The following is a 23,896-nucleotide window of genomic DNA, read 5'->3' on the forward strand; positions in this document are numbered from 1 at the left end:
GTGCGTTGGATGGTATAGAGTCTCGGCGCGCGCTGGGCAACGTCATGCCGGTGGTCAGATGCAATCAATGTGGCGCTTGTTCGACGGGCAACGCTTCGATGATCACAAAGGCTTGAGCAAGCGGAAAATCATCCGTGATGGTGAGATGGATCATCGCCCGATGGCCCTTTGGCAGAATCGCGTTCAGCCGCGCCTCGGCGCCACCGGTCAGTGCCATGGTGGGCGCGCCGCTCGGAAGATTGACGACACCCATGTCGCGCCAGAACACGCCCTGCGCCAGGCCGGTGCCCAGTGCCTTGGCGCAGGCCTCCTTGGCTGCGAAGCGCTTGGCGTAGGAGGCCGCCCGCGCCCGACGGTTTTCGGAGCGGGCTTGCTCGACCTCGGTGTAGATTCTCTGGATAAAGCGCTGGCCATGGCGCTCCAAGGACTTTTCAATGCGTCTGATATCGATCAGATCGCTGCCGATGCCGATGATCATCGCGCGGTGGAACCGATGCTTGCGTTTGGGTGAGACGATTGCTCATGGCGGGCCGCGCGCTCTGCCAGCCGTTTGCGCCGCTGCTCGCGAAAGGCGTTCATGCCCCAGCGCGTGATGGCGTAGAACAGAACCCCAAAGGCCAGTCCAAGCGGTAGCGCACCGATCAGCATCGGCTTCAGCACCGGGGCCCACAATTGCGCGAAGGAAAGGTTGTGCAGCATCTCGCCCAGATGTGCTGGCGGGCCGTGCGCCGGCAGGCGGCTGTGCAGGATCAGCTTGCCGGTCTCCCAGGAGGCGCCCCACAGCAGCGGGAACGTCAGTGGATTGCCGAAGAATACGGCGCCAAGTGCGGCCGCCACCAGATTGCCGGCTATGAGCCAGCACAGCACCGCGGCAATGGCGAAATGGAAACCCACCGGAAAGAACGAAGCAAAGACGCCAGCGGCGACGCCGGCCGCCACCGCATGCGGCGTGGCCTTCAGCCGCAGGATGCGCTTGGAGAAGTACTGCAGCGAGCGCGAAAACGACCGGCGCGGCCATAGATAGGTACGCACCCGCTCCAAGAGGCCATCAGGCTCGCGGCGTCGAAAAAGCACTCTATTCCAATTCCTGATCTACCAATACCCGCCGTCCTGCCACCCAAGCCAGGTCACAGCAACTTATCTTGCGCTTCCGGGGCGCAGAAAGGCAACAACGACTTTGATATAGCGACAGGCTGCCTTCGGAACAACGAAACGCTGCCGCGATGGTCTGCCGCAGGGGGTAACAAGATCGCCATTGAGGCGAAACTGAGGAAAAGAAGGACGGCCGGCATGGCCACCATTCGACCAGCGCGCGACGACGAGGCGAAAGAGTTGCCCGATATCGAGCAATCCGCCGGGCTGGCGTTTCGTTCCATACCGGACCTCGCCTGGATCGCCGAAGACGGCAATATGAGCGTCGAGCGGCACCGCGCGCTGACCACGGAGGGCACATGCTGGGTCGCCACGGACAAGCGCGACCGCGCCATCGCCTTCTTGAGCGCCAGCGTTGAGGACGATGCATTGCATATCCTGGAATTCGACGTTCGTTTTGAGTGGCAAGGCTCGGGCATCGGCCGAGCCCTGCTGGAGACCGTCATCGAGGAGTCCAGGCGGCGCGGCCTTGCAACGATCACGCTGACGACATTTCGCGATGTTGCTCGGAACGTGCCGTTCTACCGAAAGTTCGGATTCCGCGTCCTGGAGGATGCGCAGATCGATGCGCGGCTCGCCGGGTGGCTGAGACAGGAAGCCGCGCACGGCATGCCGGTGAGCCGGCGCTGCGCAATGCCGCTCGATCTCGCGCGGATTTAACGGCGGCTATTCCAGATATTCACTGACCTCGATCAGATTGTCGTCGGGATCGCGGAAATAGACAGACATCATGCGGCCGCGTGCGCCGATCCGCTCTACTGGTCCAAGTTCCATCGCCACACGATCGGCTTCGAGACTGGCGAGGAGTTCGCCGAGCGGCCGATCGGTGATCAGGCAGAAATCACCGGCTCCGGGCGTCGGCGACTTCGCCTTCGGCTCGAAGGTGCGGCCGACCTCGTGGACATTGATCTTTTGGTTGCCGAAAGCCAGGGCTGTCGGCAGGCCCGGCGTATCGATGCGCTTAAAGCCCAGAACGCGCTGGTAAAAGGCGCAGGTCGCCTCGAGTGAGGCCACCGTCAGCACGAAATGATCGATACTGATGATCATCCCGCCCCTCTCAGATATTGCGACTGCCCGGCTTGATCGCCGGTATGGCGGCGAGTTCCGGCGGCAGCCGATCGGCCGGATAGGCCGGCACCTCGTACTCGGCGAGGGCGATCAGCGGCACGCCGACATCGGTCTTGCCCGCCGAGCGGTCGATGATGCAGGCCGCCGCCGTGACCTCGGCGCCAAGTTCGCGCAGGCAGTCGATGGTCTCGCGGATAGACAATCCAGTGGTGACGATGTCCTCGACAATGACGACACGCGCGCCGAGCGCGATCTCGAAGCGGCGCAGCCGGAACTCGCCCCCTTCCCGCTCGACCCAGATCGCCGGCACGCCAAGATGGCGCGAAGTCTCGTAGGCCGGGATCAGCCCGCCGATGGCCGGGCCGACGACATAGTCGATTTTACCCGGCACGGCGGCGCGGATCTTTTCGGCCAGCGCCTTGCACAGCCGCTCGGTCTTATCGGCATGCATGAACACGCGCGCCTTCTGCAGGAAGACAGGGCTGCGCAGACCCGACGTCAGGATGAAATGCCCCTCCAGGACAGCACCAGCCTGGCGAAAAATATCCAGCACTTCGTCCGTATTCATCCGTCTATCCCCGTGTAGATCAGCCGAGTTAGCCATTGACACGCCGTGCATCGCTGACGCTCGAATTGTCCTTGAGCTGCGACAGCAGCCGGTTGAGATGCTTCAGATCCCAGACTTCGAGATCGATCAGCATTTCGGTGAAATCGGGCGCGGTGCGCACCATTGACAGCGTATGGATGTTGGCATCGTTCGAGGCAACGACCTGAGCGATGTCGGCGAGCGATCCCGGTGCATTGATGGCGGTGACGGAAACACGCGCGGGGAAGCGTTCCTTGGTGCGCTCGTCGATGTCCCAGCGCACGTCAATCCAGCGCTCGGGCTGGTCGTCGAAAGCCTGCAGCGCCGGCGACTGGATCGGATAGATGGTAATGCCGGTGCCCGGCTGCACGATGCCGACGATGCGGTCGCCAGGCACCGCCCCTTCCGGCGCGAAACGCACCGGCAGGTCACCGCGCACGCCACGGATCGGCACCGCGCCGTCGCGCGGCTGGTCCTTGTCCTTGCGCGCGGCACGGCCCGGGATCTGGAACAGCATGCCGGCGGCGTTGCGGATCTTCGACCAGCCTTCCTCGCGCTGCTTGGGCGCCGCCGGCGTGACGCGCTCGTCCTTGTAATCTGGGAAGACGGCTTTCATGACGTCGGTGGACGCCAATTCGCCGCGGCCGACGGACGCCAGCACGTCCTCGATGTCCTTGCGCGCCAGCCGGTGCAGGACGGGCTTCAGGTTTTCCTTGGTGAAATTCTTGCCGGCCCGCTCGAAAGCCCGTTCGAGAATGCGCGCGCCGAGACCCGAATACTGCTTGCGGATGGCGTTCTTGGTGGCGCGGCGAATGGCGGCGCGCGCCTTGCCAGTGACGACGACGGATTCCCACGCGGCCGGCGGCACCTGCGCCTTGGAGCGGATGATCTCCACCTCGTCGCCATTCTTCAGCTCCGTCATCAGCGGCATGATGCGGCCGTTGACCTTGGCGCCGACGCAGGTGTCGCCGACATCGGTGTGAACCGCATAGGCGAAGTCGATCGGCGTGGCACCTTTCGGCAGCGCGATCAGCATGCCCTTGGGGGTGAAGCAGAACACCTGATCCTGGAACAGTTCCAGCTTGGTGTTCTCGAGAAAATCCTCGGGATTGTCGCCCTCGGCGAGTTGTTCGATCGTGCGCCTCAGCCAGGCATAGGCATTGGTTTCCTTCGAGATCGAATGGGCCGTGCCGTTCGCCTTGCCGCCGGTATCCTTGTAGATCGAATGGGCGGCGACGCCATATTCGGCGATCTTGTTCATCTCGCGGGTGCGGATCTGAAGCTCGACGCGCTGACGCGACGGCCCGACGATGGTGGTGTGGATCGAGCGGTAATCGTTCTGCTTCGGTGTTGAGATGTAGTCCTTGAAACGGCCGGGCACCATCGACCAGGCGGTGTGGATGGCGCCAAGCGCGCGATAGCAGTCCTCGACATTGTCGACGACGACGCGAAAGCCGAAAATGTCGGACAATTGCTCGAAGGAGAGCGCCTTGGCCTCCATCTTGCGGAACACCGACCACGGCTTCTTCTGCCGGCTTTTGACGCCTGCATTGATCGCATGCTTCTCGAACAGCGCCGACAGCGCTTTCTCGATCTCGGACAGCACACCCTTGTTGCGCTCGAAAATCTCGGCGAGCCTGGCGGTGACGGCGCGATAGGCTTCCGGATTGATGTAGCGGAAGGCGATCTCTTCCAGTTCCTCGCGCATGCCCTGCATGCCCATGCGCCCGGCCAGCGGCGCATAAATATCCATCGTCTCCTCGGCGATGCGCAGGCGCTTGGCTTCCGGCACATGGTCGAGGGTGCGCATGTTGTGCAAGCGGTCCGCGAGCTTGACCAGAAGCACGCGCACGTCTTCCGAGATCGCCAGCAGAAGCTTGCGCAGGTTCTCGGCCTGCTCGGCCTTCTTGGAGACGAGGTCGAGTTTCTTCAGCTTGGTCAGGCCCTCGACCAGCTTGCCCATCTCGGGCCCGAACAGTTCGTCGATCTCGGCCCTGGTCGCCGTGGTGTCCTCGATCGTGTCATGCAGCAGGGCAACGGCGATCGTCGCCTCGTCCATGTGCATCTCGGTGAGGATGGCGGCGACTTCGAGCGGATGCGAGAAATAGGGGTCGCCGGAAGCGCGCTTCTGGTGGCCATGCTTCTGCATGGCATAGACATAGGCCTTGTTGAGCAACGCCTCGTTGACGTCAGGCTTGTAGCGCTGGACGCGCTCGACAAGCTCATACTGACGCATCATGGGCGGAATCTCTCGGCAATGAAATGAATCATGCGCCGCACTGCTGCACGGCGCATGTCATAGATAGCCACGAAACTGCCGGGACGGAAGTGCCGGAAGATTGTTCCAGGCGCCTCCGCAAAGCAGTCTTAGTAGTCGTCGCTCTTTTCCGGCGGCACCAGGCCTTCGATGCCGGCCAGCAGGTCTTCCTCGGTCATGCGATCGAAGGCGATGTTGTCCTCCGCATCATCGGTATCGGCGGCCGTGACGGCTGCGCCGGTCTGATCGGCGATCGCCTCGCCATCGGCTTCGGGCTCGTCGACCTCGACATGCTTCTGCAGCGAATGGATCAGGTCTTCCTTGAGGTCGTCGGGCGACAATGTCTCGTCGGCGATCTCGCGCAGTGCGATGACCGGGTTCTTGTCATTGTCGCGCGGGACGGTGATCTGCGCGCCTTGGCTGATCTGACGAGCACGGTGGCCGGCCAGAAGCACCAGCTCGAAGCGGTTGTCGACCTTGTCGATGCAATCTTCAACGGTTACGCGGGCCATGGATTGCCCCTTTCATGCCTGGATTTAATGGAAAACAGGCGCGGTCAATAACCCGAACGCCGCCGAAATACAAGCATTATGGAATGCCGGGGCCGGAGAACGCAGGATCTGTCATTGCTTTGTCGGATTTCCCCCAAAACCGGTTTCAGTCGAGCTCCGGTGCGCCCGGTACCAAGCCGGCGATCACAATTGCTTGCAGTGCGGCAACGCACCCTTGGATTGCCACAAAACTGGCGTTATTTCGAAAAGCGTAAGGTCAGCCGGTTTATTGCGAACCCTACTGATAGTCGCATTTCGTTTTGACGGCCGCTTATTTCGAAAAGGAATTTTTCCATGTTCGACCCCCGTGAAAAGATCGCCCTGTTCATCGACGGCGCCAATCTCTACGCCACGTCGCGCGCGCTCGGTTTCGACATCGATTATCGCAAGCTCCTGTCGAGCTTCCAGAAACGCGGTTACCTGCTGCGCGCCTACTATTACACCGCCCTGGTCGAGGATCAGGAATATTCCTCGATCCGGCCGCTGATCGACTGGCTCGACTATAACGGCTTCAAGGTCGTCACCAAGCCGGCCAAGGAATTCACCGACTCGACCGGCCGCCGCAAGATCAAGGGCAACATGGACATCGAATTGACCGTCGATGCGCTGGAACTGGCCGATGTCGTCGACCACTATGTCATCTTCTCCGGGGACGGCGATTTCCGCACGCTGGTCGAGGCGCTGCAACGGCGCGGGCGCAAGGTGTCGATCGTCTCGACCATGGCCTCGCAGCCGCCGATGATCTCCGACGATCTGCGTCGCCAGGCCGACCATTTCATCGACCTGATGACGTTGAAGAACGAGGTGGGCCGCGATCCCTCCGAAAGGCCGGTGCGCCGACCCGAACCGGCCGAGACGGAAGAGGACGAGTACTGAGGGCGGCTGCGTTGGCCGCACATCTGGCCGCCTCCCCGGAACCCGATCGCGATTGCCCGCTCTGTCCGCGGCTGCATGGTTTCATTGCCGAGTGGCGGCAACGCGAGCCATCGTGGTTCAACGCGCCGGTTCCGACCTTCCTGCCGCCCGAAGGCGACGATTCGGTCCGGCTGCTGATCGTCGGGCTTGCGCCCGGCCTGCGCGGAGCGAACCGCACGGGCCGGCCTTTCACGGGCGACTATGCCGGCGACCTGCTCTACGGCACGTTGATCGCGCACGGCCTGGCGCGCGGCGAGTTCAAGGCGCGGCCTGACGATGGGTTGGAGCTCGTTGGAACGGCAATCACCAACGCCGTCCGCTGCGTGCCTCCCGAGAACAAGCCTGTGGGCGCCGAGATCGCCACCTGCCGGACTTTCCTTGTGCCGACGATCACACGGTTTCCCAATTTGCGGGCCGTGCTGACACTTGGTTCGATCGCGCACCAGTCGACCGTGCGGGCACTGGGCCAGCGCGTCGCCGCCTATCCCTTCAAGCATGGCGGGCGGCAGGAGGCCGGGGGCATCACGCTGTTTTCCAGCTATCACTGCTCGCGCTACAACACCAACACCGGCGTGCTGACCGAAGCGATGTTCGTCAGCGTTTTCAGGGAAATTGCGGCGTTCCTGGATTCGTAGGGTCTGGAATTGGCTTACAACGCCGGCGCGAACAATGCGGACAGTTTCTCCTGACCGCCTTGCAGGACGTTCAGGTCGACGTCACCGACGATGCCCTCGACGCGGCCCCTGTTGTGGTACTGCCAGTAGACCCAATCGTCGCGACCCGGCTCGAGCAGCAGTGAGCGAAGCCAGAGCGGACGGGCGGCGATCTGTCCTGCATAGGCCGTTGCTGCATCGTCGGTCAGATAGATGATGGCTTTCTTGCCAAAGGCGGCTTCAACGGGACCGAGGAAGGCCTGGAGTTCGGTGTCGAGTTGTTCGGGCGAAGGACGCTGCGGGCAATTGCCGCCGAACTCGATGTCGACAACCGGCGGCAGCAAAGGCTGGTCGTGCGGCACCACGGCGATGAAATTCTTCGCCTGGTCGGCGCCCGGCCGGCAGAAGGTGAAAAAGTGATAGGCGCCGACAGCGAGCCCGGCAGCACGAGCCTCGCGCAGATTGATGGCAAAGGCATCGTCGACATGATCGCCGCCCTCGGTCGCCTTGATGACCGCAAAGGCGACATCGGCGGCGGCAACGCGTCGCCAGTCGATCCGGCCCTGATGATGCGAAACGTCGATGCCCCTGACAGGATATTTGCCGCGATCCGGAGAAAACGCATGGAAATAGAAGAAGCCGCCAGCGACCATGAGCATTGCAAAAACCAGGCTGACCGATCCCCAGAGGATGATCCGGTTCTTCAAGACTGTCCCCTCCGGTATTCTGGCTCCTTGGCTAGAACCCTGAAAGCCAAACACTTATCCGCTTGGCTACCGCCTGGTGGCGGTCACCCGCGCTCTTTCAAGAGCCTGCCCTTCTCACGCGACCAGTCGCGCTGCTTTTCCGTCTCGCGCTTGTCATGCAGCTTCTTGCCGCGACCGACGGCGAGCAGCAGCTTGGCCCGGCCCTGGTCGTTGAAATAGATCTTCAGCGGCACCAGGGTCATGCCTTCGCGGTCGACGCTCTGCGACAGCCTGGCCATCTCGCGCTTGTTGAGCAGCAGTTTGCGGCGCCGGCGCGGCTCGTGGTTGAAGCGGTTGGCCTGCAGATATTCCGGTAGATAGGAGTTGATCAGCCAAATCTCGCCGCCCTCGACCGAGGCATAGCTGTCCTGGATGTTGGCCTGGCCCTGGCGCAGCGACTTGACCTCGGTGCCGGTCAGCACCAGGCCGGCCTCGATCGTGTCGAGCACCTCATAGGAAAACCGCGCCTTGCGGTTTTCCGCAACGGTCTTGTTGTTGGGATCGGCTTTTCTGACTTGATTCATAATGCGGAGAGGTGGCGCCTCATCCCTAATTTATCAAGCCGGCGTGCTTCATCGCCGCGTCGATCTTTTCGGCCGTCGACTGTTCGACCGTGACCAGCGGCGAACGCAGCACGTTCTCGACCTTGCCGAGCTTCGAAAGCGCATATTTGGCGCCGGATACGCCGGGTTCGATAAAGATCGCCTTGTGCAGCGGTAGCAAGCGATCCTGCAATTCCAGCGCCTTGGCGCTGTCGCCGGACAGCGTCGCCTCCTGGAATTCAGCACAAAGCCGCGGCGCGACGTTGGCCGTCACCGAGATACAGCCGACACCGCCATGCGCGTTGAAGCCGAGCGCGGATGCATCTTCGCCGGAAAGCTGGATGAAATCCTTGCCGCAGGTCATACGCTGCTCGGAAACCCGTTCGACCTTGCCGGTCGCGTCCTTGACGCCGACGATATTCTTGAAGTCGTGCGCCAGCCGGCCCATCGTCTCCGGCATCATGTCGATGACCGAGCGCGGCGGGATGTTGTAGATGATGATCGGCAGCTTGGTTGCCCTGGCGACGGCGGCGAAGTGCTCATAGAGGCCGCGCTGCGTCGGCTTGTTGTAGTAGGGAGTGACGACAAGTGCAGCATCGGCGCCTGCCTGTTCGGCATATTGGACCAGGCCGATCGCTTCCGCGGTGTTGTTGGAGCCGGCGCCGGCGACGACCGGGGCGCGGCCCCTGGCCGCCTCGATGCAGACCTTGACCACCTGACGATGCTCGTCATGCGACAGCGTCGGCGACTCGCCGGTGGTGCCAACGGGAACAAGGGCTGTCGTGCCCTCCGCAAGTTGCCAGTCGACAAAGGCTCGAAAGGCTTTCTCGTCGAAACGCCCGCTCTTTTCGAACGGTGTCACGAGCGCGGTCAGCGAGCCTCTCAGCATGTTCGTCCAACTCCTTGGGACTTCTTGTTCACGCATATCGTTATCCCAAACCGGTAGTCACTTTTGGGCGATAGGCATGGGTGTTTTCGTCTCTGGTCTTAATGTCGCGCCTTCTAACCGAAAGCGAGGCGGCGCACCATAGTCTCGACATGGTTGCGCGGCAAGCATTGCCATGCTGCCAGCAAACGCAATTCGAACGGCCTCGATAACCTTTTGTTAACTGGCCCTTCATGACCTAAGTTTACGGTCTGGTCCAGGTCGCGAAGCTTCCGCGCCTGCTGGTGATGTGTAAAGGCTGAACGATGCCGACTAGGCGGCCTCATCTTTTCGCGCTCCTGGGCGCGGTCGTCGCGCTGATGCCCGAGATGGCGATCGGCGGCAGCGTCGACGTGCAGTTGACATCGGCCATTCCGATACCCGGCATGCAAGGCTCGCAAGATGCGGGTCCAGGCGATACGGCCCCCTCTGCCAGCATCGTGCAGTTGAAGAGCGGTCTGGACGCACTGGCGGCGGGCGACATTCCCGGTGCCCGCGCCGCACGCGATGCCCTTCCCGCCCGTTCGCTCGACCAGCACATCCTTGCCTGGGCAATCGCGCTTTATGGCGGCGACAAGGTGCCGAGCGGCGACATTGCGGCCGCAGCGAAAATGCTGCCCAACTGGCCAGGGACAACCGCGCTGCGCAAGAACAGCGAACGCGCACTCTATCGCGAGAACCCCGCCCCCGACATCGTTGTGCAGGCGTTCGACGGCAGCCAGCCGCAGACATTCGAAGGCGTGATGCTTCTTGCCCGCGCCTATATGGCGCTGGGCAAGGCAGAGGCGGCGCGTTCGGTGCTGGTGCCGTTCTGGCGCACCGCGATCCTGGAGGCCAAGGACGAGACAGCGCTGATCAAGGAGTTCGGCGGGCTGATCCCGGCCGCCGATCACCGATTCCGCATGGAGCGCATGTTCTACGTCGACCGGGTCGGCGCGGCGCAGCGCGTCGCCGGCCCGGCGCAAGCGCAGCAACTGGCCACCGCCTGGGCGGCGGCCGACAAGGGCGACAAGAACACCCCCAAGCTGCTCAAGGCGGTGCCGGCTTCACAGCGTTCGGCCGGCTATTTCTTCGCGCAAGCCGAATATCTGCGCAAGCAAGACAATATTGCCGACGCCGCCGCCATCGTGATGAAGGCGCCGACGGATCGCGAAGCGCTGGTCGACCCGGATGCCTGGTGGGTGGAGCGCCGGGTACTGTCGCGCGAGCTGGTCGACAAGGGTGACATGAAAGCCGCCTACAGGATCGTCGCCATGCATGCGGCCGAAAGCACAGCGAACGCCGCCGAAGCCGAATTCCATGCCGGCTGGTACGCGCTGCGCGGTCTGAACGATCCCAGGCTTGCCGCAACACATTTCGCGCGCATCGCCGACCTTGCGCAGGGGCCGATGACATTGTCGCGCGCCTATTACTGGCTCGGCCGCGCCGCCGAAGTTGGTGGTCCAGGTAACGCAAAGGACTATTTTGCGCGCGCGGCGGCCTATGGCACGACATTCTACGGCCAGCTCGCCGCCGAGCGCATTGGTCGCCCGGCGCTGAACATCGTCTATCCCACACCGAGTGCCGCCGACCGCCAGAGTTTTGCCGGTCGCGAAGCCGTCGCTGCCATCAAGCGGCTGCAGGAGGCGGGCTACGACCGTTATGCCGAAACGCTCTATCGTGACCTTGCAGGACAGTTGACCAGCCCGGGCGAACTGGCGCTCCTGGCCGTGCTGGCGGAAAAGCAGGGCAACCACTTCATGTCGCTCAAGATCGGCAAGATCGCCGGCGCGCGTGGCATCGATGTCGGCGCGCTGTCGCATCCTTTGGGGGTCATCCCCGATAGCGCCGATATTTCAGGTTCGGGCAAGGCGCTGGCCTATGCCATCGCCCGCCAGGAAAGCGAATTCAACATCGGCGCCATATCGAGCGCCGGCGCGCGCGGGCTGCTGCAGCTGATGCCGGCAACCGCCAAGCAACTGGCGAAGACGGCCGGGCTGCAATTCTCTCAGGCACGCCTGACCACCGATGCCGGCTACAATGCAACGCTGGGCTCGGCCTTCCTCGGCCAGCAGCTCGACCGCTTCAACGGCTCCTATGTGCTGACCTTCGCCGGCTACAATGCCGGCCCCAGCCGCGCTGCCCAATGGGTGGCGAAATACGGCGATCCGCGCGGCAAGGACATCGACGCTGTCGTCGACTGGATCGAACGGATTCCTTACACGGAAACAAGAAGTTACGTACAGCGCGTGATGGAGAACTACGAGGTCTACAAGATGCGCATTTCCGGCAAGTATGACATTGTGGGAGATCTTGTGAACGGGCGGAGTTGACGGCTTTCATTCCTCCCTACGAGAGGAGTTGGCCTCGCGCGGATCCGCCCGCCTTGGCTGAGTGAAGGGCCTAGCCACCTTCGGCCCGCAAGAGGAGAAGTAACTGCCCCATTTGACCATCCCTTCCCTCGCCTGTAGCAGACGGACCATCCGGCGAGAGCAAGGGCAGCATTCCAATGGCGAGCGAAGGTTTCTCCGATTTCTTCTACGCGGGACCCGATGGGCTGAAGCTCCATGCCCGGATCTATGGCGACGCAAATTCGCGACATTGGCCAGTCGTCTGTCTGCCCGGGCTCACCCGCAATGCACGCGACTTCCACGAACTCGCGCTCTATTTGGCCGGCAAAGCGGGAAGCCCGCGCAAGGTCGTCGCCTTTGACTATCGCGGCCGCGGGCAGTCCGATTATGATCCCGATGTCAGCCGTTATAATGTCGGCGTCGAAGCCGGCGACACTCTTGCCGGACTGGCGGCCTTGGGAATCGAGGAAGCCGCCTTCATCGGCACCTCGCGCGGCGGCCTGATCATTCATGTCCTGGGTGCGCTGCGGCCGGCCATATTGAAAGCGATCGTGCTGAACGATATCGGACCGGTGATCGAGCCGGCCGGCCTTGCCCACATCCAGTCGTATCTCGAACGCAAACCGAAGCCGAAGACCTTCGCCGAAGCAGTGGCAGCCCAGCGCCGCGTTCACGGCCGGGATTTTTCAGCGCTCGCCGATGTGGACTGGGAGCGCATGGTGCTGGCGCTCTACCGCGAAACGGATCAGGGCCTGCTGCCGGATTTCGACCCGAAGCTGGTCGACACGGTTGCAAATCTCGACCTGACGCAGCCGCTGCCGGCGCTGTGGCCGCAATTCGACGCCCTGTCGGCCCTTCCCATGCTCGCCTTACGCGGCGCCAATTCGAGTTTGCTGTCGGTGGACACACAGCGGCAGATGCGGGAGCGCCATCCGGCAATGCAGACGATCACCGTCGAAGGCCAGGGTCACGCCCCTTTTCTCGAAACCGGAACCTTGCCGGGCGACATCGCCGCTTTCCTCGACAGAGCCGAGCGGCTGCCGACTCGCCTTTAAAAACCGTTGCCGGCGAGGCAAACGACAGCAGGGCGACCAAGGTAGGTTCCGAAGCCGGAATAGCATGCCTGAAATAACCCGCAGATCGGGGGATCCACGGAATTGGTTGTCCACAGCGTCTTCAAAGCGTGAACTTATCGGGACTTTGAGGCCTTCTTCATTGCCTTAGCCGTGGTCTTCACGGCTGCCGGCTGGTCTGCCGCACCGCGCGCGGCAGCGCGCGGGGACGGTTCGGGCGCTGCCTTCACGCTGTCGGCGCCGCCAGACCGGGGTACTTCCAGCACGGTGACGCAGCCGTCGAGGTCATTGGTGGCCAGATGCGCATAGCGCATCGTCATCGACAGGGTCTGGTGGCCGAGCCACATCTGCACGCGCCTGATGTCGATACCGCCCTGAACAAGACGCGAGGCGCAGGTATGGCGCAGAATGTGCGGCACCACCTGGTCGTCGGCGGCCAGACCGACTTCGGCCTTCGCATCGTTCCAGATGGCACGGTATTGAGCCTGGCTGAATGTGGTGAACGGGCCTTTCGGCCGACGGCCTTCGCCGGGAGGCAGCTTGATCACTTCCTTGACACGCTCGGTCATCGGAATGGTGCGGCTTCGGCCGGACTTGGTGATCCAGAAGGAGACGCGATGCTCCTGGATGTCGTTCCAGATCAGCCCGAGCGCCTCGCCAAGGCGGCAGCCAGTGTCGACCAGGAAGACGGAAAGCCGGTAGGCATCCTCGCTGCGGCTCCTGATGGCAGCAAACAGCCTGGCCTCCTCGTCCCTTTCAAGGAAACGAATCCGTCCCGACCGCTCCTTCTGGCGGCGGAACTCGGGCAGGCTGTGGATATCTCCCATCTTGTAGGCCTTGCGCAGCAGTTTGCTGAGGGCAGCCATCTTCCGATTGATGGTTGCGTTGCTGTTGCCGCGCTGGCGCAAGGTGCCGATAAGGTTGTCCAGGGTACTCTGGTCAAAGGCGCTGAAACGCTCCCCGAGCAGAATCTCGTCTATCTCGCCGATGAACGAGCTGACATTGTATTTATGTCGCCCATCATCCCACAATATATCTCGATATGCTGAAAAAAGATCTCCAACCCTATGCGATTTTACTTCTCGTATCCTATTGTAGGTGTAGTTAAACTTTGAGTTCTGAGAAGAAAACATCGAAAAATGATCGGAGGGCTCGCCCTCTTGAATCGCTTCGGTCGTCATCATTTGCCACACCCCCGAGTGGGATAGATTCAGCCCTATCCGCTTGGGAGCGTCCTTTCAAGAGATTTGAATCACGCAGTTGTGATTTCATCCGCCATCAGCGGATCCCACGAAACCATCCCACGGACTCTATTCAGCTACCGTTACCCCCTGTTCCTTCTGTTTGCCTTGATCCAGTCACGAAACAAAAACAGCCCGGGCGTTGATGCGCCCGGGCTGGATTTCACCTGTATGGAACCAGCCCTTAGAACGAGCGCTGGAAGCGGAGGATACCGCCGATGCTGCTCTTCTTGTCGGCGCCGGTCCAGTTCGAGAAGTCGGCGTCGTCGAACCTGCCTGCATTGAGGTAGTCGACTTCGGCAGTGACCGTGAAGCCCGGGACGACGTCGTAGGCGATGTTCGCCGCGATGCCCAGGTTCTTCCAATCGTCATACGACACCTGCGCGTTGAACGAGGTCTTCTCGTTGAACTTGTAGGTACCGCCGCCCCAGACTGCCCAGTTGCCGCCCCACTGCTTGTAGAAACCGCGACCATGGGCGTCGACAAAATTGCCGGCGTCGTCGTTGAGGTTGTCATCGGTGCCGTAACCGCCCATGACCCACAGCGACAGTGCGTCGTTGACGTTCACGTCCAAGCGAACCTTGCCGGCAACTTCTTCGTAGTTGCTGTCATAAGCGACGACACCGCTGATGGCGCCCCAGCCCTGCGTCCACTTCAGACCGCCGACGACATGCGGAACGTAGCTGTCGATCGTGCCGACAACGCCCGCGCCTTCTTCGAGCGAGACCACGGCCGAGAAGCCGTTGCCAGCGTCGAAGTAGTACTGAACGACGTTGGTGTCGAAGTCACCATAAGGAACCAGCGTATCCTGGATCACGTTGCCGGCGTAGCCGACGAACGTATCGAAGGCCGATTCGTCCTTACCAACGCGGAGACCACCGAGCTGGATCCAGGCGAAGTTCAGCGAGACGTCCTTGTTATGGGCGGTGTTGAACGGCTCGATTGCGTTGTCGTTGCCGAAGTTGAAGCGGGTCTCGGTGTAGGTCTTCAACGTGCCGAGTTCGGTTTCCTGGCCGGTCCAGGTCTTCAGCGTGAAGCGGGCATTTTTGTGCCAGGCATCATTTACCGAGCCGTCCTGGTGGTCCGCAGTCTTCGAACCGTTGAACGTGCCGACGTCGCCGCCGCCGATGTCATAACGGATGTAGCCGCCGATGCGCAGGCAGGTCTCGGTGCCGGGGATGTAGAAGTAGCCAGCGCCGTAGACGTCACAAATCTTGACGTATTCAGCGGGCTCCGGCTCGGCGACGACGACGGCGTCGGCGGCGCGCGCACCGGAAACTGCGATCAGGGCCGCAGCGGAGCCGAGAAGAAGGCTCTTGATGTTCATTTTCTGACCTCCAGTCAAAAGTTAAAAAACGGGTCTGGGTATTCTTTGCTGAAGGACAGCGTTCCCTGCCCCATCCCCACTACCGAAAAAGATGCGCACCGCGCCGCTCCTTCGAAATCGACATTACCCATGAGCAGACGGGGTTCAACCACGATCGTACCGGCGAAAGGGCTGTGCGGCTGCTATCCCCCATCGTTGTTGCACAAATGACACGATTTGGCCTCACTCAGAAAGCTCTCATTAACCTTCGGCCCGCCCCAGCCCCTTGTTTACGGGCGAATCCGGCGATCGGCTGACGGAATCATGGCGAGGCCTTGAGCCACCAGCCAGGGAATCGCCGCAGAACCGCCGCATCGCGGAAAGCCGCAGGCCGGTGCGTTCTTATTTTTCCGTATAATGGCTTCTTTTTCCGAGATATTGGCTGGGGCTTGTTGATTGTGCCGGCGCTTTTCTTTATCCAGCGGCGCAACGGAGAGGTGGCCGAGTGGTCGAAGGCGCTCCCCTGCTAAGGGAGTAGAGGTCAAAAGCTTCTCGTGGGTTCGAATCCCATCCTCTCCGCCATCCTGCTTCGCTCTTCGAGCTTCGCAGGACAAGCCCAGACCTCAGCGCGAAGCAGGATGCCCTCCGAAGCCTCGGCGAAGGAGGGCCGGTCGTGTGGTATGTATACCTGCTGGAAAGTAAGACTGCCGACGGTGAGCGTTATGTCGGCATCACGTCCGACCTGAAGCGAGGGCTTGCCGAGCACAATGACGGAAAATCCAGTCATACATCCAAGTTCCTGCCATGGCAGATCGTCACCTATGTGGCGTTCTCGAATCAAGCCAAGGCGACTTCATTTGAGCGTTATCTCAAATCCGGTTCCGGGCACGCCTTCGCCAGCAAACGTCTGTGGTGAATGCCCCTTCCTTTGTGAAAAATCCAGGGATTCCCGGAAAAACGCAGCAATACCAATTGTTTGCTGCAAAAACACGCACCACCAAAACGGTTGTTTCGTTCGATTCTGACTGGAGGTCAGAAAATGAACATCAAGAGCCTTCTTCTCGGCTCCGCTGCGGCCCTGATCGCAGTTTCCGGTGCGCGCGCCGCCGACGCCGTCGTCGTCGCCGAGCCGGAGCCCGCTGAATACGTCAAGATTTGCGACGTCTACGGCGCTGGCTACTTCTACATCCCCGGCACCGAGACCTGCCTGCGCGTCGGCGGCTATGTCCGTTACGACATCGGCGTGGGCGACACCGGCTCGTTCGATGGTGCGAAGGCTGCGGATCACCAGGACGGTGACGACCACAACACCTACTACAAGAACACGCGCTTCACGCTGAAGACCTGGACCGGCCAGGAAACCGAACTCGGCACGTTGAAGACCTACACCGAGACCCGCTTCAACTTCGGCGACGACAATGCCTTCGACGAGCCGATCAACGCCGCCCACAACCGGGACGTCTCGCTGAACTTCGCCTGGATCCAGCTCGGTGGCCTGCGCGTCGGTAAGGACGAATCGGCCTTCGATACGTTCGTCGGCTACGCCGGCAACGTCATCCAGGATACGCTGGTTCCTTATGGTGACTTCGACACCAACGTCGTCCAGTACTACTTCGATGCCGGCAACGGCTTCTCGGCCGTGGTCTCGCTCGAAGAAGGCACCGGTACCGACACGATCGACAGCTATGTTCCGCATGTCGTCGGCGGCGTGAAGTACACGCAGGGCTGGGGCGCCATCACCGGCGTCGTCGCTTATGACAGCAATTACGAAGAAGTTGCCGGCAAGGTTCGCTTGGACGTCAATGTCAGCGACGCACTGTCGCTGTTCATCATGGGCGGCTACGGCACCGATGACAACCTCAACGACGACGCCGGCAATTTTGTCGACGCCCATGGTCGCGGCTTCTACAAGGCGTGGGGCGGCAACTGGGCAGTCTGGGGCGGCGGCACCTACAAGTTCAACGAGAAGACCTCGTTCAACCTTCAAGTGTCTGCTGACGACTGGAAGAACGTCGGCGTTGCGGCGAACGTTGCTTATGACGTCGTTCCCGGCTTCACCGTCACGGCCGAAGTCGACTACCTCCATGCCGGCCGGTTTGACGATGCTGGCTTCGTCAACCCGTCGTTTACACCTGCCGATAAGAAGAACAGCGTCGGCGGCATGCTCCGCTTCCAGCGCTCGTTCTAACAGCTATCGCTTCGAATATCGAAACCCGGCGGGCAACCGCCGGGTTTTTCATTGGGGTTATGATCGAGCGGCAAACGATTGTTCATTGCGCCTCGCTAAAGAATGAAAAATCCAGCATCGCGGACGCGGGCTCGCGCAACTTGCACCCGCCTACTGACCGCGCTAGCAAGAAGCCCCTTCCCTCACGCGAGCTTTTGCCATGCGTCTGCGCCCTCCCCTTATGCCGCTCGTTGCAGCGCTTCCGTCGACCGTGCCGTTTGTCGGCCCCGAAGCGCAGGAGCGCGAGCGCGGGCGTGCATTCCGCGCCCGCATCGGCGCCAATGAGAGCAGCTTCGGACCCTCGCCGCGCGTCATCGCCCGGATGGCCGAGATCGCGCGCGACATGTGGATGTATTGCGATCCGGACAATCACGACCTGAAGGTGGCCGCGGCCGCGCATCATAATCTGAAGGTCGAGAACGTCGTGGTCGGCGAAGGCATCGATGGCCTGCTTGGTCTGGTGGCGCGCATGTATGTGGCGCCTGGCGATGCGGTGGTCACCTCGCTCGGCGCCTATCCCACCTTCAACTTCCACATTGCCGGTGTCGGCGGACGGCTTGTCACCGTGCCCTATGCGAACGACCACGAGGATTTGGAAGGGCTGCTGGCTGCGGCCGCCAGAGAGAAAGCGCCGCTGGTCTATCTGTCCAATCCGGACAACCCCATGGGGAGCTGGTGGGAAGCGGCCGAGCTGACGCGCTTCATCGAAGCGCTGCCGGAAACCACCATGCTCGTGCTCGATGAAGCCTATGGAGAATTGGGGCCGGCCTCCGCACTGCCGCCCATCGACGTCTCGCGGCCGAACGTCATCCGCATGCGCACCTTTTCGAAAGCTTACGGGCTTGCCGGCATACGCTGCGGCTATGCGGTCGCCGAGGCCCAGGTGATCAGCGATTTCGAGAAGATCCGCAACCACTACGGCGTCAGCCGCATGGCGCAGGTGGCGGGCGTCGAGGCGCTCGCCGACCAGGATTATCTGGATTCAGTGGTGGCGCGGGTGGCGGCAGGGCGCCGGCGCATCGCGCAGATAGCCGAACAGAACGGGCTGACGCCGCTGCCGTCGGCGACCAATTTCGTCACCATCGATTGCGGCCGCGACGGTGCTTTCGCGCTGAAGATCCTGCAAGGCTTGTTGTCGCGCGACGTCTTCATCCGCAAGCCGATGGCGCCGGGGCTCGATCGTTGCATCCGCGTCAGCGTCGGACTGGACCACGAGCTCGACATTTTTGCTGAGGAACTGCCCGGCGCACTGGCCGCCGCCCGTGGAAACTGAACGAGCGTTGCCATAGCGGCGACACTTGCCGGCCCGTTAGAGATCGAGCTCCCAGTTCTGGCCGGTGAGTTCCTTGCCGAAACTGTGATGGCGCTCCTGTGAGACCAGTCTGAACCCGGCGCGCTCATAAATCGCGCGGGCGGCGACCAGAATGTCATTCGTCCACAGAACGAGCTTGATGTAGCCGCAGGCGCGCGCCTGGTTCACGCATTCCGCAACCAGGCGCTTGCCGATGCCCAACCCGCGCGCCGCAGCCTCGACATGCAGCAGCCGCAGTTTCGCGACCTCGTCGTCCTGGTGAACCAGAAACACCGCGCCAAGCGGGAGGCCGGCGCGTTCGGCGATCCAGCAGAAATCGCGCCCTGGCTTGAAATTGCGGATGAAGTCGGCTCCGATTTCGGCAACCAAGGCTTCGAACTCGATGCTCCAGCCATATTCCTCGGCATAGAGCTGGGCCTGACGCTGAACCACCCAGCCAATGTCGCCGACGCGATGCGGACGCAACGTCACGACGGGGGGCGCCGCCTGGCCTTCAGCCGCCGGATCGCCCAGCAGCTCCGCTGCCTTGCGCAAGGCGTCGCCGAGTTCGGCCAAGCTGTGGTCGGGCAGGTTCTCGATAAGCCGGGAAGTGTCGCGGTCCGCCGCAGCCTGCAAACCGGCAAGGGCGGCCCGTCCCCTTGCCGTCAGCGACAGAATACGCCTTCGCCGGTCGACCGGATCGTTCCGGGTTTCGGTCAGGCCTTCGCCGGCGAATTTTCGCAGGATCCGCGTCAGATAGGCCGCGTCGAGACGCAGTTGCCTGGCGATGTCGGAGGCGGCCGGGCCGACATCGATGTCGAATGTCTCCGAAAGGAAGCCTCGCTCGCCGGCGATTTCCGCCGCCGCCGGGCGATCCCGATAACCAAGCTCGAACAGGACGCGCGCCTCGGTGAGCGTGAACGGGCTCTGCGTCAAGGTCTCGTCGAGAAGGCCGACAGTGCGGGTGTAGAAACGGTTGAAGTGCCTGATATCGGCCACCAAAGCACTGCGTTGGTCCAGCATCTGCGTTCAGCCCTGGATTTATGATTGTCGCAGTGTGAGAAATTTAGTGGACTGAGTCAATTAAATTCGAGTTCGACTCGGGCCCCCTCCATCCTCGTTCGACCGGCCTGTTGCATTCCCCGTCGCCTGCGCCAGATTCCAGCAGACGAGCCTCGGGAGAGACGCAATGGCTGACGATCGCAAGGCAGTGCGTGTGCGGGCCCACGGCAAGGTGCAAGGCGTCGGCTACAGGATCTGGGTCCGAAGCCAGGCCGCCAGCCTTGGGCTTGCTGGCTGGGTGCGCAATGAAGCGGATGGCTCGGTGACCGCTGAGATTGCCGGCACAGGCGAAGCCGTCTCGACCATGATCGGCCGGCTTTGGAGAGGACCGCCGGGAGCGTCCGTTTCCGGGGTTGACGTCGAGGATGCGGTATCCAGCAATCCTGTTACCGGCTTCCGGATCGATGCCTGATGCGGCTTCGGCATACCTCTTGAATTAATTGAACGTTCGTTTTATTAATTCGCAACAAGGGAGGCTCTTTTGGCGCGCACGACAGGATCCGATGGCGGGAAGACCGAGGCGGCAGCCCGCGAGGCGGCGGTCAACCTGATCGCGCGGCTCGGCTATGAGGCGATGTCGATGCGCCAGCTGGCATCCGAAGTAGGCGTGCAGGCAGCCGCGCTTTATCGCTATTTCCCGACCAAGGAGGATTTGCTGTTCACGCTGATGCGCGAGCATATGGAAGAGCTGATCGCAGCCTGGAACGCCGCACGGCCCGCCGATGCCGATCCGGCAAGCCGGCTTTCGGCCTATGTCGAGAACCACATCGCCTTCCACATCGCCCGCCGCCATGCGACGCATGTTTCGAACATGGAGCTGCGCAGCCTGTCGCCCGAAAGACTGACCCAGATACTGCGGATGCGCACGGCCTATGAGAAGGAACTGCGCGCCATTCTGCGTGACGGCGCCGAGGCAGGCGTGTTCGTCGTCGAAGACACCGGCCTCACCGCCATGGCGCTGATCCAGATGATGACCGGTGTCATCGTCTGGTTCCGGCCGGGCGAGCGGCTGTCGATCGCAGAAGTCACAGCGACATATCTTTCGATGACGATGCGGCTCGTCGGCGCGACGATCGACACCTACAGCGCCGCACATCCGTTTGGACGCGCAAACGACGCCGTGGGATTTTAGTTTCGCGCATGATCTTTTCCGAAAATCCAAGTCGATTTTCGGGGGTCATGCGGCAGGAGGAACCGGATGTACACGAACACGCTCAGCTTCGGGCATGACGAGGATGTCGAGGCATTGCGCGAGCTGGTGCGGCGCTTCGCCCAGGACAGGATCGCGCCGATCGCGGCGGAAATCGACCGCTCGAACGAATTCCCGGCGCATCTGTGGGCGGAACTCGGCAATCTCGGCCTCCTCGGCATCACCGCCGATCCGGAGTTCGGCGGCAGTGGCATGGGCTATCTCGCGCACGTGATCGCCGTTGAGGAGATATCAAGGGCCTCGGCCTCGGTCGGCCTGTCCTACGGCGCCCACTCCAATCTCTGCGTCAACCAGATCAACCGCTGGGCAACGCCGGCGCAGAAGGAGAAATTCCTGCCGCCGCTTTGCTCGGGCGAGCGCGTCGGCGCGCTGGCCATGTCGGAGCCCGGCGCCGGCTCCGACGTCGTCTCGCTCAGGCTGCGCGCCGAAAAGCGCAACGACCGGTACGTGCTCAACGGCACCAAGATGTGGATCACCAACGGCCCGGACGCCGAGACGCTGGTGGTCTATGCCAAGACCGATCCGGAGCGCCATGCCCGCGGTATCACCGCCTTCATCGTCGAAAAGGCCTTTGCCGGATTTTCGGTCGCGCAAAAGCTCGACAAGCTCGGCATGCGCGGCTCCAACACCGGCGAACTGGTTTTCGATAATGTGGAGGTGCCGTTCGACAACGTGCTGCACGAGGAAGGGTGTGGCGTCGAGGTGCTGATGTCTGGTCTCGACTATGAGCGCACGGTGCTGGCCGGTGGCCCGATCGGCCTGATGGCCGCGTGTCTCGACGTCGCAGTGCCCTATGTGCATGAGCGCAAGCAGTTCGGCCAGGCGATCGGGGAATTCCAGTTGGTGCAAGGCAAGCTCGCCGACATGTACACGACGATGAACGCCGCGCGCGCCTATGTCTACGCGGTCGCCGCCGCCTGCGACCGCGGCCAGACCACCCGCAAGGACGCCGCAGGCTGCATTCTGTTTGCCGCCGAAAAAGCAACGCAGATGACGCTTGACGCACTCCAGCTTCTGGGTGGCAACGGATACATCAACGACTATCCGACCGGCCGGCTGCTACGCGACGCCAAGCTCTACGAAATCGGTGCCGGCACCAGCGAAATCCGGCGATGGCTGATCGGCCGCGAGATCATGGCGGAGGGGGTATAGCATGGCCGTCCTCCGGACCCAGATCTCCCCTTCCTCCGATACCTTCCACACCAATGCCGAACGCATGCGGGCGCTGGTCGGCGATATCGCCGAAAAGGCCGCGAGCGTCGAGCGCGGTGGCTCGGAAGAGGCGCGCGAGCGACACGTCGAGCGCGGCAAGCTGCTGCCGCGCGAGCGGCTGGCGCAATTGCTCGACACCGGGTCGCCCTTTCTCGAGATCGGCCAGTTCGCCGCATGGTCGATGTATGGCGAGGACATTCCCTCCGCCGGCATCATCGCCGGTATCGGGCGCGTCGAAGGCACGGAAGTGATGGTCGTCGTCAATGACGCCACGGTGAAGGGCGGCACCTATTACCCGCTGACGGTGAAGAAGCATCTGCGCGCGCAGGAGATCGCGCTGCAGAACAATCTGCCTTGCGTCTACCTGGTCGACAGCGGCGGCGCCAACCTGCCCAACCAGGACGAGGTGTTTCCCGACCGCGAGCATTTCGGGCGCATATTCTACAACCAGGCCAACATGTCCGCCTCAGGCATCCCGCAGATCGCCTGCGTCATGGGTTCGTGCACGGCGGGCGGCGCCTATGTGCCGGCAATGTCGGACGAGACGATCATGGTGCGCAACCAGGCGACCATCTTCCTCGGCGGTCCCCCGCTGGTGAAGGCCGCCACCGGCGAGGACGTCAGCGCCGAGGATCTCGGCGGCGCCGACGTCCATACACGGCTCTCCGGCGTCGCCGACCACTACGCGCTCGACGACGAGCATGCGCTGGCCATCTGCCGGCGCATCATCAAGAACCTCAATCGGAACAAGACCGTAAGCCTTGCCGTCCAGAAACCGATTCCGCCGCTTCATCCGGCAGATGAGATCTACGGCATCGTGCCGACGGATCTGCGCCAGCCCTATGACGTGCGCGAGGTGATCGCGCGCCTCGTCGACGGTTCGGAGTTCGATGAGTTCAAGCAGAATTACGGCACCACGCTCGTCACCGGCTTTGCCCATCTCCACGGCATGCCGGTCGGCATCATCGCCAACAATGGCGTGCTGTTTTCCGAAAGCGCGCTGAAGGGCGCGCATTTCATCGAACTGTGCTGCCAACGCAAGATTCCACTGGTGTTCCTGCAGAACATCACCGGCTTCATGGTGGGGCGCAAATATGAGGCAGGCGGCATCGCCAAGGACGGCGCCAAGCTGGTGATGGCAGTCGCCACCGCCCGCGTGCCCAAGGTCACCGTGATCATCGGCGGCTCGTTCGGCGCCGGCAACTACGGCATGTGCGGGCGCGCCTACTCGCCCCGCTTCCTGTGGATGTGGCCGAACGCCCGCATTTCGGTGATGGGCGGCGAGCAGGCGGCGACGGTGCTGGCCATGGTCAAGCGCGAGGGTATCGAGCGCAAGGGCGGCGAATGGAGCGCTGAGGAAGAAGCGAAGTTCAGGAAGCCGATCCTGATGAAATACGAGCATGAAGGCCACCCGCTCTATTCCTCCGCAAGGTTATGGGACGACGGCATCATCGATCCGGCCAAGACGCGCGAGGTGCTGGCGCTCAGCCTCTCGGCCGCGCTCAACGCGGAGATCGAGGAAACGCGCTTCGGCGTGTTCAGGATGTGA

General features: G+C 62.2%; 24 protein-coding genes and 1 tRNA gene. 13 read left to right on the forward strand and 12 right to left on the reverse strand.

Annotated features, from left to right (window positions below; genetic code table 11):
- Nucleotides 1-64: 64 nt before the first annotated feature.
- Together acpS and FJ940_RS22495 are read right to left on the reverse strand one after the other, a co-directional pair.
- Nucleotides 65-478, reverse strand: a complete 414-nt coding sequence (gene acpS / locus FJ940_RS22490) for a holo-ACP synthase (RefSeq protein ID WP_140494597.1) — start codon at nucleotides 476-478, stop codon at nucleotides 65-67.
- On the reverse strand, nucleotides 475-1,074 hold the full coding sequence (locus tag FJ940_RS22495) for a DUF2062 domain-containing protein (protein ID WP_140657965.1): 600 nt from the start codon (nucleotides 1,072-1,074) through the stop codon (nucleotides 475-477). Before FJ940_RS22495 ends, acpS begins: the two co-directional genes overlap by 4 nt.
- Nucleotides 1,075-1,290: 216 nt before the next feature.
- On the opposite strand from FJ940_RS22495, the gene FJ940_RS22500 reads away from it, so the two are divergent.
- Complete coding sequence (locus tag FJ940_RS22500; RefSeq protein ID WP_140657967.1) at nucleotides 1,291-1,812, forward strand: GNAT family N-acetyltransferase; 522 nt, start codon at nucleotides 1,291-1,293, stop codon at nucleotides 1,810-1,812.
- Between the two features lie 6 nt (nucleotides 1,813-1,818).
- Here FJ940_RS22500 and FJ940_RS22505 read toward each other — a convergent pair whose 3' ends face one another.
- From FJ940_RS22505 to rpoZ, 4 genes are all read right to left on the reverse strand, one after another.
- Nucleotides 1,819-2,199 carry a VOC family protein gene (locus tag FJ940_RS22505; protein ID WP_140657969.1) on the reverse strand — a complete coding sequence of 127 codons (381 nt, stop codon included), beginning with the start codon at nucleotides 2,197-2,199 and terminating at the stop codon, nucleotides 1,819-1,821.
- Nucleotides 2,200-2,209: 10 nt separating this feature from the next.
- Nucleotides 2,210-2,788, reverse strand: a complete 579-nt coding sequence (gene pyrE / locus FJ940_RS22510) for an orotate phosphoribosyltransferase (protein ID WP_140520690.1) — start codon at nucleotides 2,786-2,788, stop codon at nucleotides 2,210-2,212.
- 28 nt (nucleotides 2,789-2,816) lie between these two features.
- On the reverse strand, nucleotides 2,817-5,045 hold the full coding sequence (locus tag FJ940_RS22515; RefSeq protein WP_140517800.1) for a bifunctional (p)ppGpp synthetase/guanosine-3',5'-bis(diphosphate) 3'-pyrophosphohydrolase: 2,229 nt from the start codon (nucleotides 5,043-5,045) through the stop codon (nucleotides 2,817-2,819).
- Between the two features lie 128 nt (nucleotides 5,046-5,173).
- Nucleotides 5,174-5,575 (reverse strand): DNA-directed RNA polymerase subunit omega, encoded by a 402-nt coding sequence (gene rpoZ / locus FJ940_RS22520; RefSeq protein WP_140494610.1) that lies wholly within the window; start codon nucleotides 5,573-5,575, stop codon nucleotides 5,174-5,176.
- Nucleotides 5,576-5,908: 333 nt separating this feature from the next.
- Here rpoZ and FJ940_RS22525 point away from each other — a divergent pair, with 333 nt between their 5' ends.
- Together FJ940_RS22525 and FJ940_RS22530 are read left to right on the forward strand one after the other, a co-directional pair.
- Nucleotides 5,909-6,490 (forward strand): NYN domain-containing protein, encoded by a 582-nt coding sequence (locus FJ940_RS22525; RefSeq protein ID WP_140494612.1) that lies wholly within the window; start codon nucleotides 5,909-5,911, stop codon nucleotides 6,488-6,490.
- A gap of 11 nt (nucleotides 6,491-6,501) precedes the next feature.
- On the forward strand, nucleotides 6,502-7,164 hold the full coding sequence (locus tag FJ940_RS22530; protein ID WP_224646739.1) for a uracil-DNA glycosylase: 663 nt from the start codon (nucleotides 6,502-6,504) through the stop codon (nucleotides 7,162-7,164).
- Nucleotides 7,165-7,178: 14 nt separating this feature from the next.
- Here FJ940_RS22530 and FJ940_RS22535 read toward each other — a convergent pair whose 3' ends face one another.
- The 3 genes from FJ940_RS22535 to dapA form a co-directional block, all read right to left on the reverse strand.
- Nucleotides 7,179-7,889, reverse strand: coding sequence for a GH25 family lysozyme (locus FJ940_RS22535; protein ID WP_140494614.1), 711 nt, complete (start codon nucleotides 7,887-7,889; stop codon nucleotides 7,179-7,181).
- An 83-nt stretch (nucleotides 7,890-7,972) separates the two neighbouring features.
- Nucleotides 7,973-8,452 (reverse strand): SsrA-binding protein SmpB, encoded by a 480-nt coding sequence (smpB, locus tag FJ940_RS22540; RefSeq protein ID WP_140494616.1) that lies wholly within the window; start codon nucleotides 8,450-8,452, stop codon nucleotides 7,973-7,975.
- 25 nt (nucleotides 8,453-8,477) lie between these two features.
- A complete protein-coding gene (dapA, locus tag FJ940_RS22545) occupies nucleotides 8,478-9,359 on the reverse strand; it encodes a 4-hydroxy-tetrahydrodipicolinate synthase (RefSeq protein WP_140517797.1) in 882 nt (293 codons plus the stop codon).
- A gap of 302 nt (nucleotides 9,360-9,661) precedes the next feature.
- Between dapA and FJ940_RS22550 the strand changes: the two genes are divergently transcribed.
- Nucleotides 9,662-11,707, forward strand: coding sequence for a lytic transglycosylase domain-containing protein (locus FJ940_RS22550; RefSeq protein WP_140657971.1), 2,046 nt, complete (start codon nucleotides 9,662-9,664; stop codon nucleotides 11,705-11,707).
- Between the two features lie 176 nt (nucleotides 11,708-11,883).
- Nucleotides 11,884-12,780, forward strand: coding sequence for an alpha/beta hydrolase (locus tag FJ940_RS22555; RefSeq protein ID WP_140657973.1), 897 nt, complete (start codon nucleotides 11,884-11,886; stop codon nucleotides 12,778-12,780).
- A 134-nt stretch (nucleotides 12,781-12,914) separates the two neighbouring features.
- On the opposite strand, the gene FJ940_RS22560 is transcribed toward FJ940_RS22555, so the two are convergent.
- Nucleotides 12,915-13,982: a site-specific integrase gene (locus FJ940_RS22560; RefSeq protein ID WP_140559454.1), complete on the reverse strand. Its 1,068-nt coding sequence runs from the start codon at nucleotides 13,980-13,982 to the stop codon at nucleotides 12,915-12,917.
- Between the two features lie 241 nt (nucleotides 13,983-14,223).
- Complete coding sequence (locus FJ940_RS22565) at nucleotides 14,224-15,366, reverse strand: porin (protein ID WP_140494624.1); 1,143 nt, start codon at nucleotides 15,364-15,366, stop codon at nucleotides 14,224-14,226.
- Nucleotides 15,367-15,836: 470 nt separating this feature from the next.
- On the opposite strand from FJ940_RS22565, the gene FJ940_RS22570 reads away from it, so the two are divergent.
- From FJ940_RS22570 to FJ940_RS22585, 4 genes are all read left to right on the forward strand, one after another.
- Nucleotides 15,837-15,927, forward strand: a tRNA-Ser gene (locus FJ940_RS22570).
- Nucleotides 15,928-16,018: 91 nt separating this feature from the next.
- Entirely contained in the window at nucleotides 16,019-16,261 is a 243-nt protein-coding gene (locus tag FJ940_RS22575) for a GIY-YIG nuclease family protein (RefSeq protein ID WP_140657975.1), read from the forward strand.
- Between the two features lie 123 nt (nucleotides 16,262-16,384).
- Complete coding sequence (locus FJ940_RS22580) at nucleotides 16,385-17,533, forward strand: porin (protein WP_140657977.1); 1,149 nt, start codon at nucleotides 16,385-16,387, stop codon at nucleotides 17,531-17,533.
- Between the two features lie 199 nt (nucleotides 17,534-17,732).
- The gene (locus FJ940_RS22585) at nucleotides 17,733-18,845 is read left to right on the forward strand and encodes a pyridoxal phosphate-dependent aminotransferase (protein WP_140567731.1); all 1,113 of its coding nucleotides are present in this window, start codon (nucleotides 17,733-17,735) and stop codon (nucleotides 18,843-18,845) included.
- Nucleotides 18,846-18,881: 36 nt separating this feature from the next.
- Here FJ940_RS22585 and FJ940_RS22590 read toward each other — a convergent pair whose 3' ends face one another.
- Entirely contained in the window at nucleotides 18,882-19,886 is a 1,005-nt protein-coding gene (locus FJ940_RS22590; protein WP_140624519.1) for a bifunctional helix-turn-helix transcriptional regulator/GNAT family N-acetyltransferase, read from the reverse strand.
- Nucleotides 19,887-20,052: 166 nt separating this feature from the next.
- Between FJ940_RS22590 and FJ940_RS22595 the strand changes: the two genes are divergently transcribed.
- The 4 genes from FJ940_RS22595 to FJ940_RS22610 all read left to right on the forward strand — a co-directional run bounded on the left by FJ940_RS22595 (nucleotide 20,053) and on the right by FJ940_RS22610 (nucleotide 23,896).
- The gene (locus FJ940_RS22595; RefSeq protein ID WP_140657979.1) at nucleotides 20,053-20,337 is read left to right on the forward strand and encodes an acylphosphatase; all 285 of its coding nucleotides are present in this window, start codon (nucleotides 20,053-20,055) and stop codon (nucleotides 20,335-20,337) included.
- Nucleotides 20,338-20,406: 69 nt separating this feature from the next.
- Nucleotides 20,407-21,057 (forward strand): TetR/AcrR family transcriptional regulator, encoded by a 651-nt coding sequence (locus FJ940_RS22600; RefSeq protein ID WP_140567723.1) that lies wholly within the window; start codon nucleotides 20,407-20,409, stop codon nucleotides 21,055-21,057.
- 66 nt (nucleotides 21,058-21,123) lie between these two features.
- Nucleotides 21,124-22,287, forward strand: a complete 1,164-nt coding sequence (locus FJ940_RS22605) for an isovaleryl-CoA dehydrogenase (protein ID WP_140555818.1) — start codon at nucleotides 21,124-21,126, stop codon at nucleotides 22,285-22,287.
- 1 nt (nucleotide 22,288) lies between these two features.
- Nucleotides 22,289-23,896: a carboxyl transferase domain-containing protein gene (locus FJ940_RS22610; protein WP_140624518.1), complete on the forward strand. Its 1,608-nt coding sequence runs from the start codon at nucleotides 22,289-22,291 to the stop codon at nucleotides 23,894-23,896.

Source organism: Mesorhizobium sp. B2-3-7 (assembly GCF_006442695.1).
Classification (GTDB): Bacteria; Pseudomonadota; Alphaproteobacteria; order Rhizobiales; family Rhizobiaceae; genus Mesorhizobium.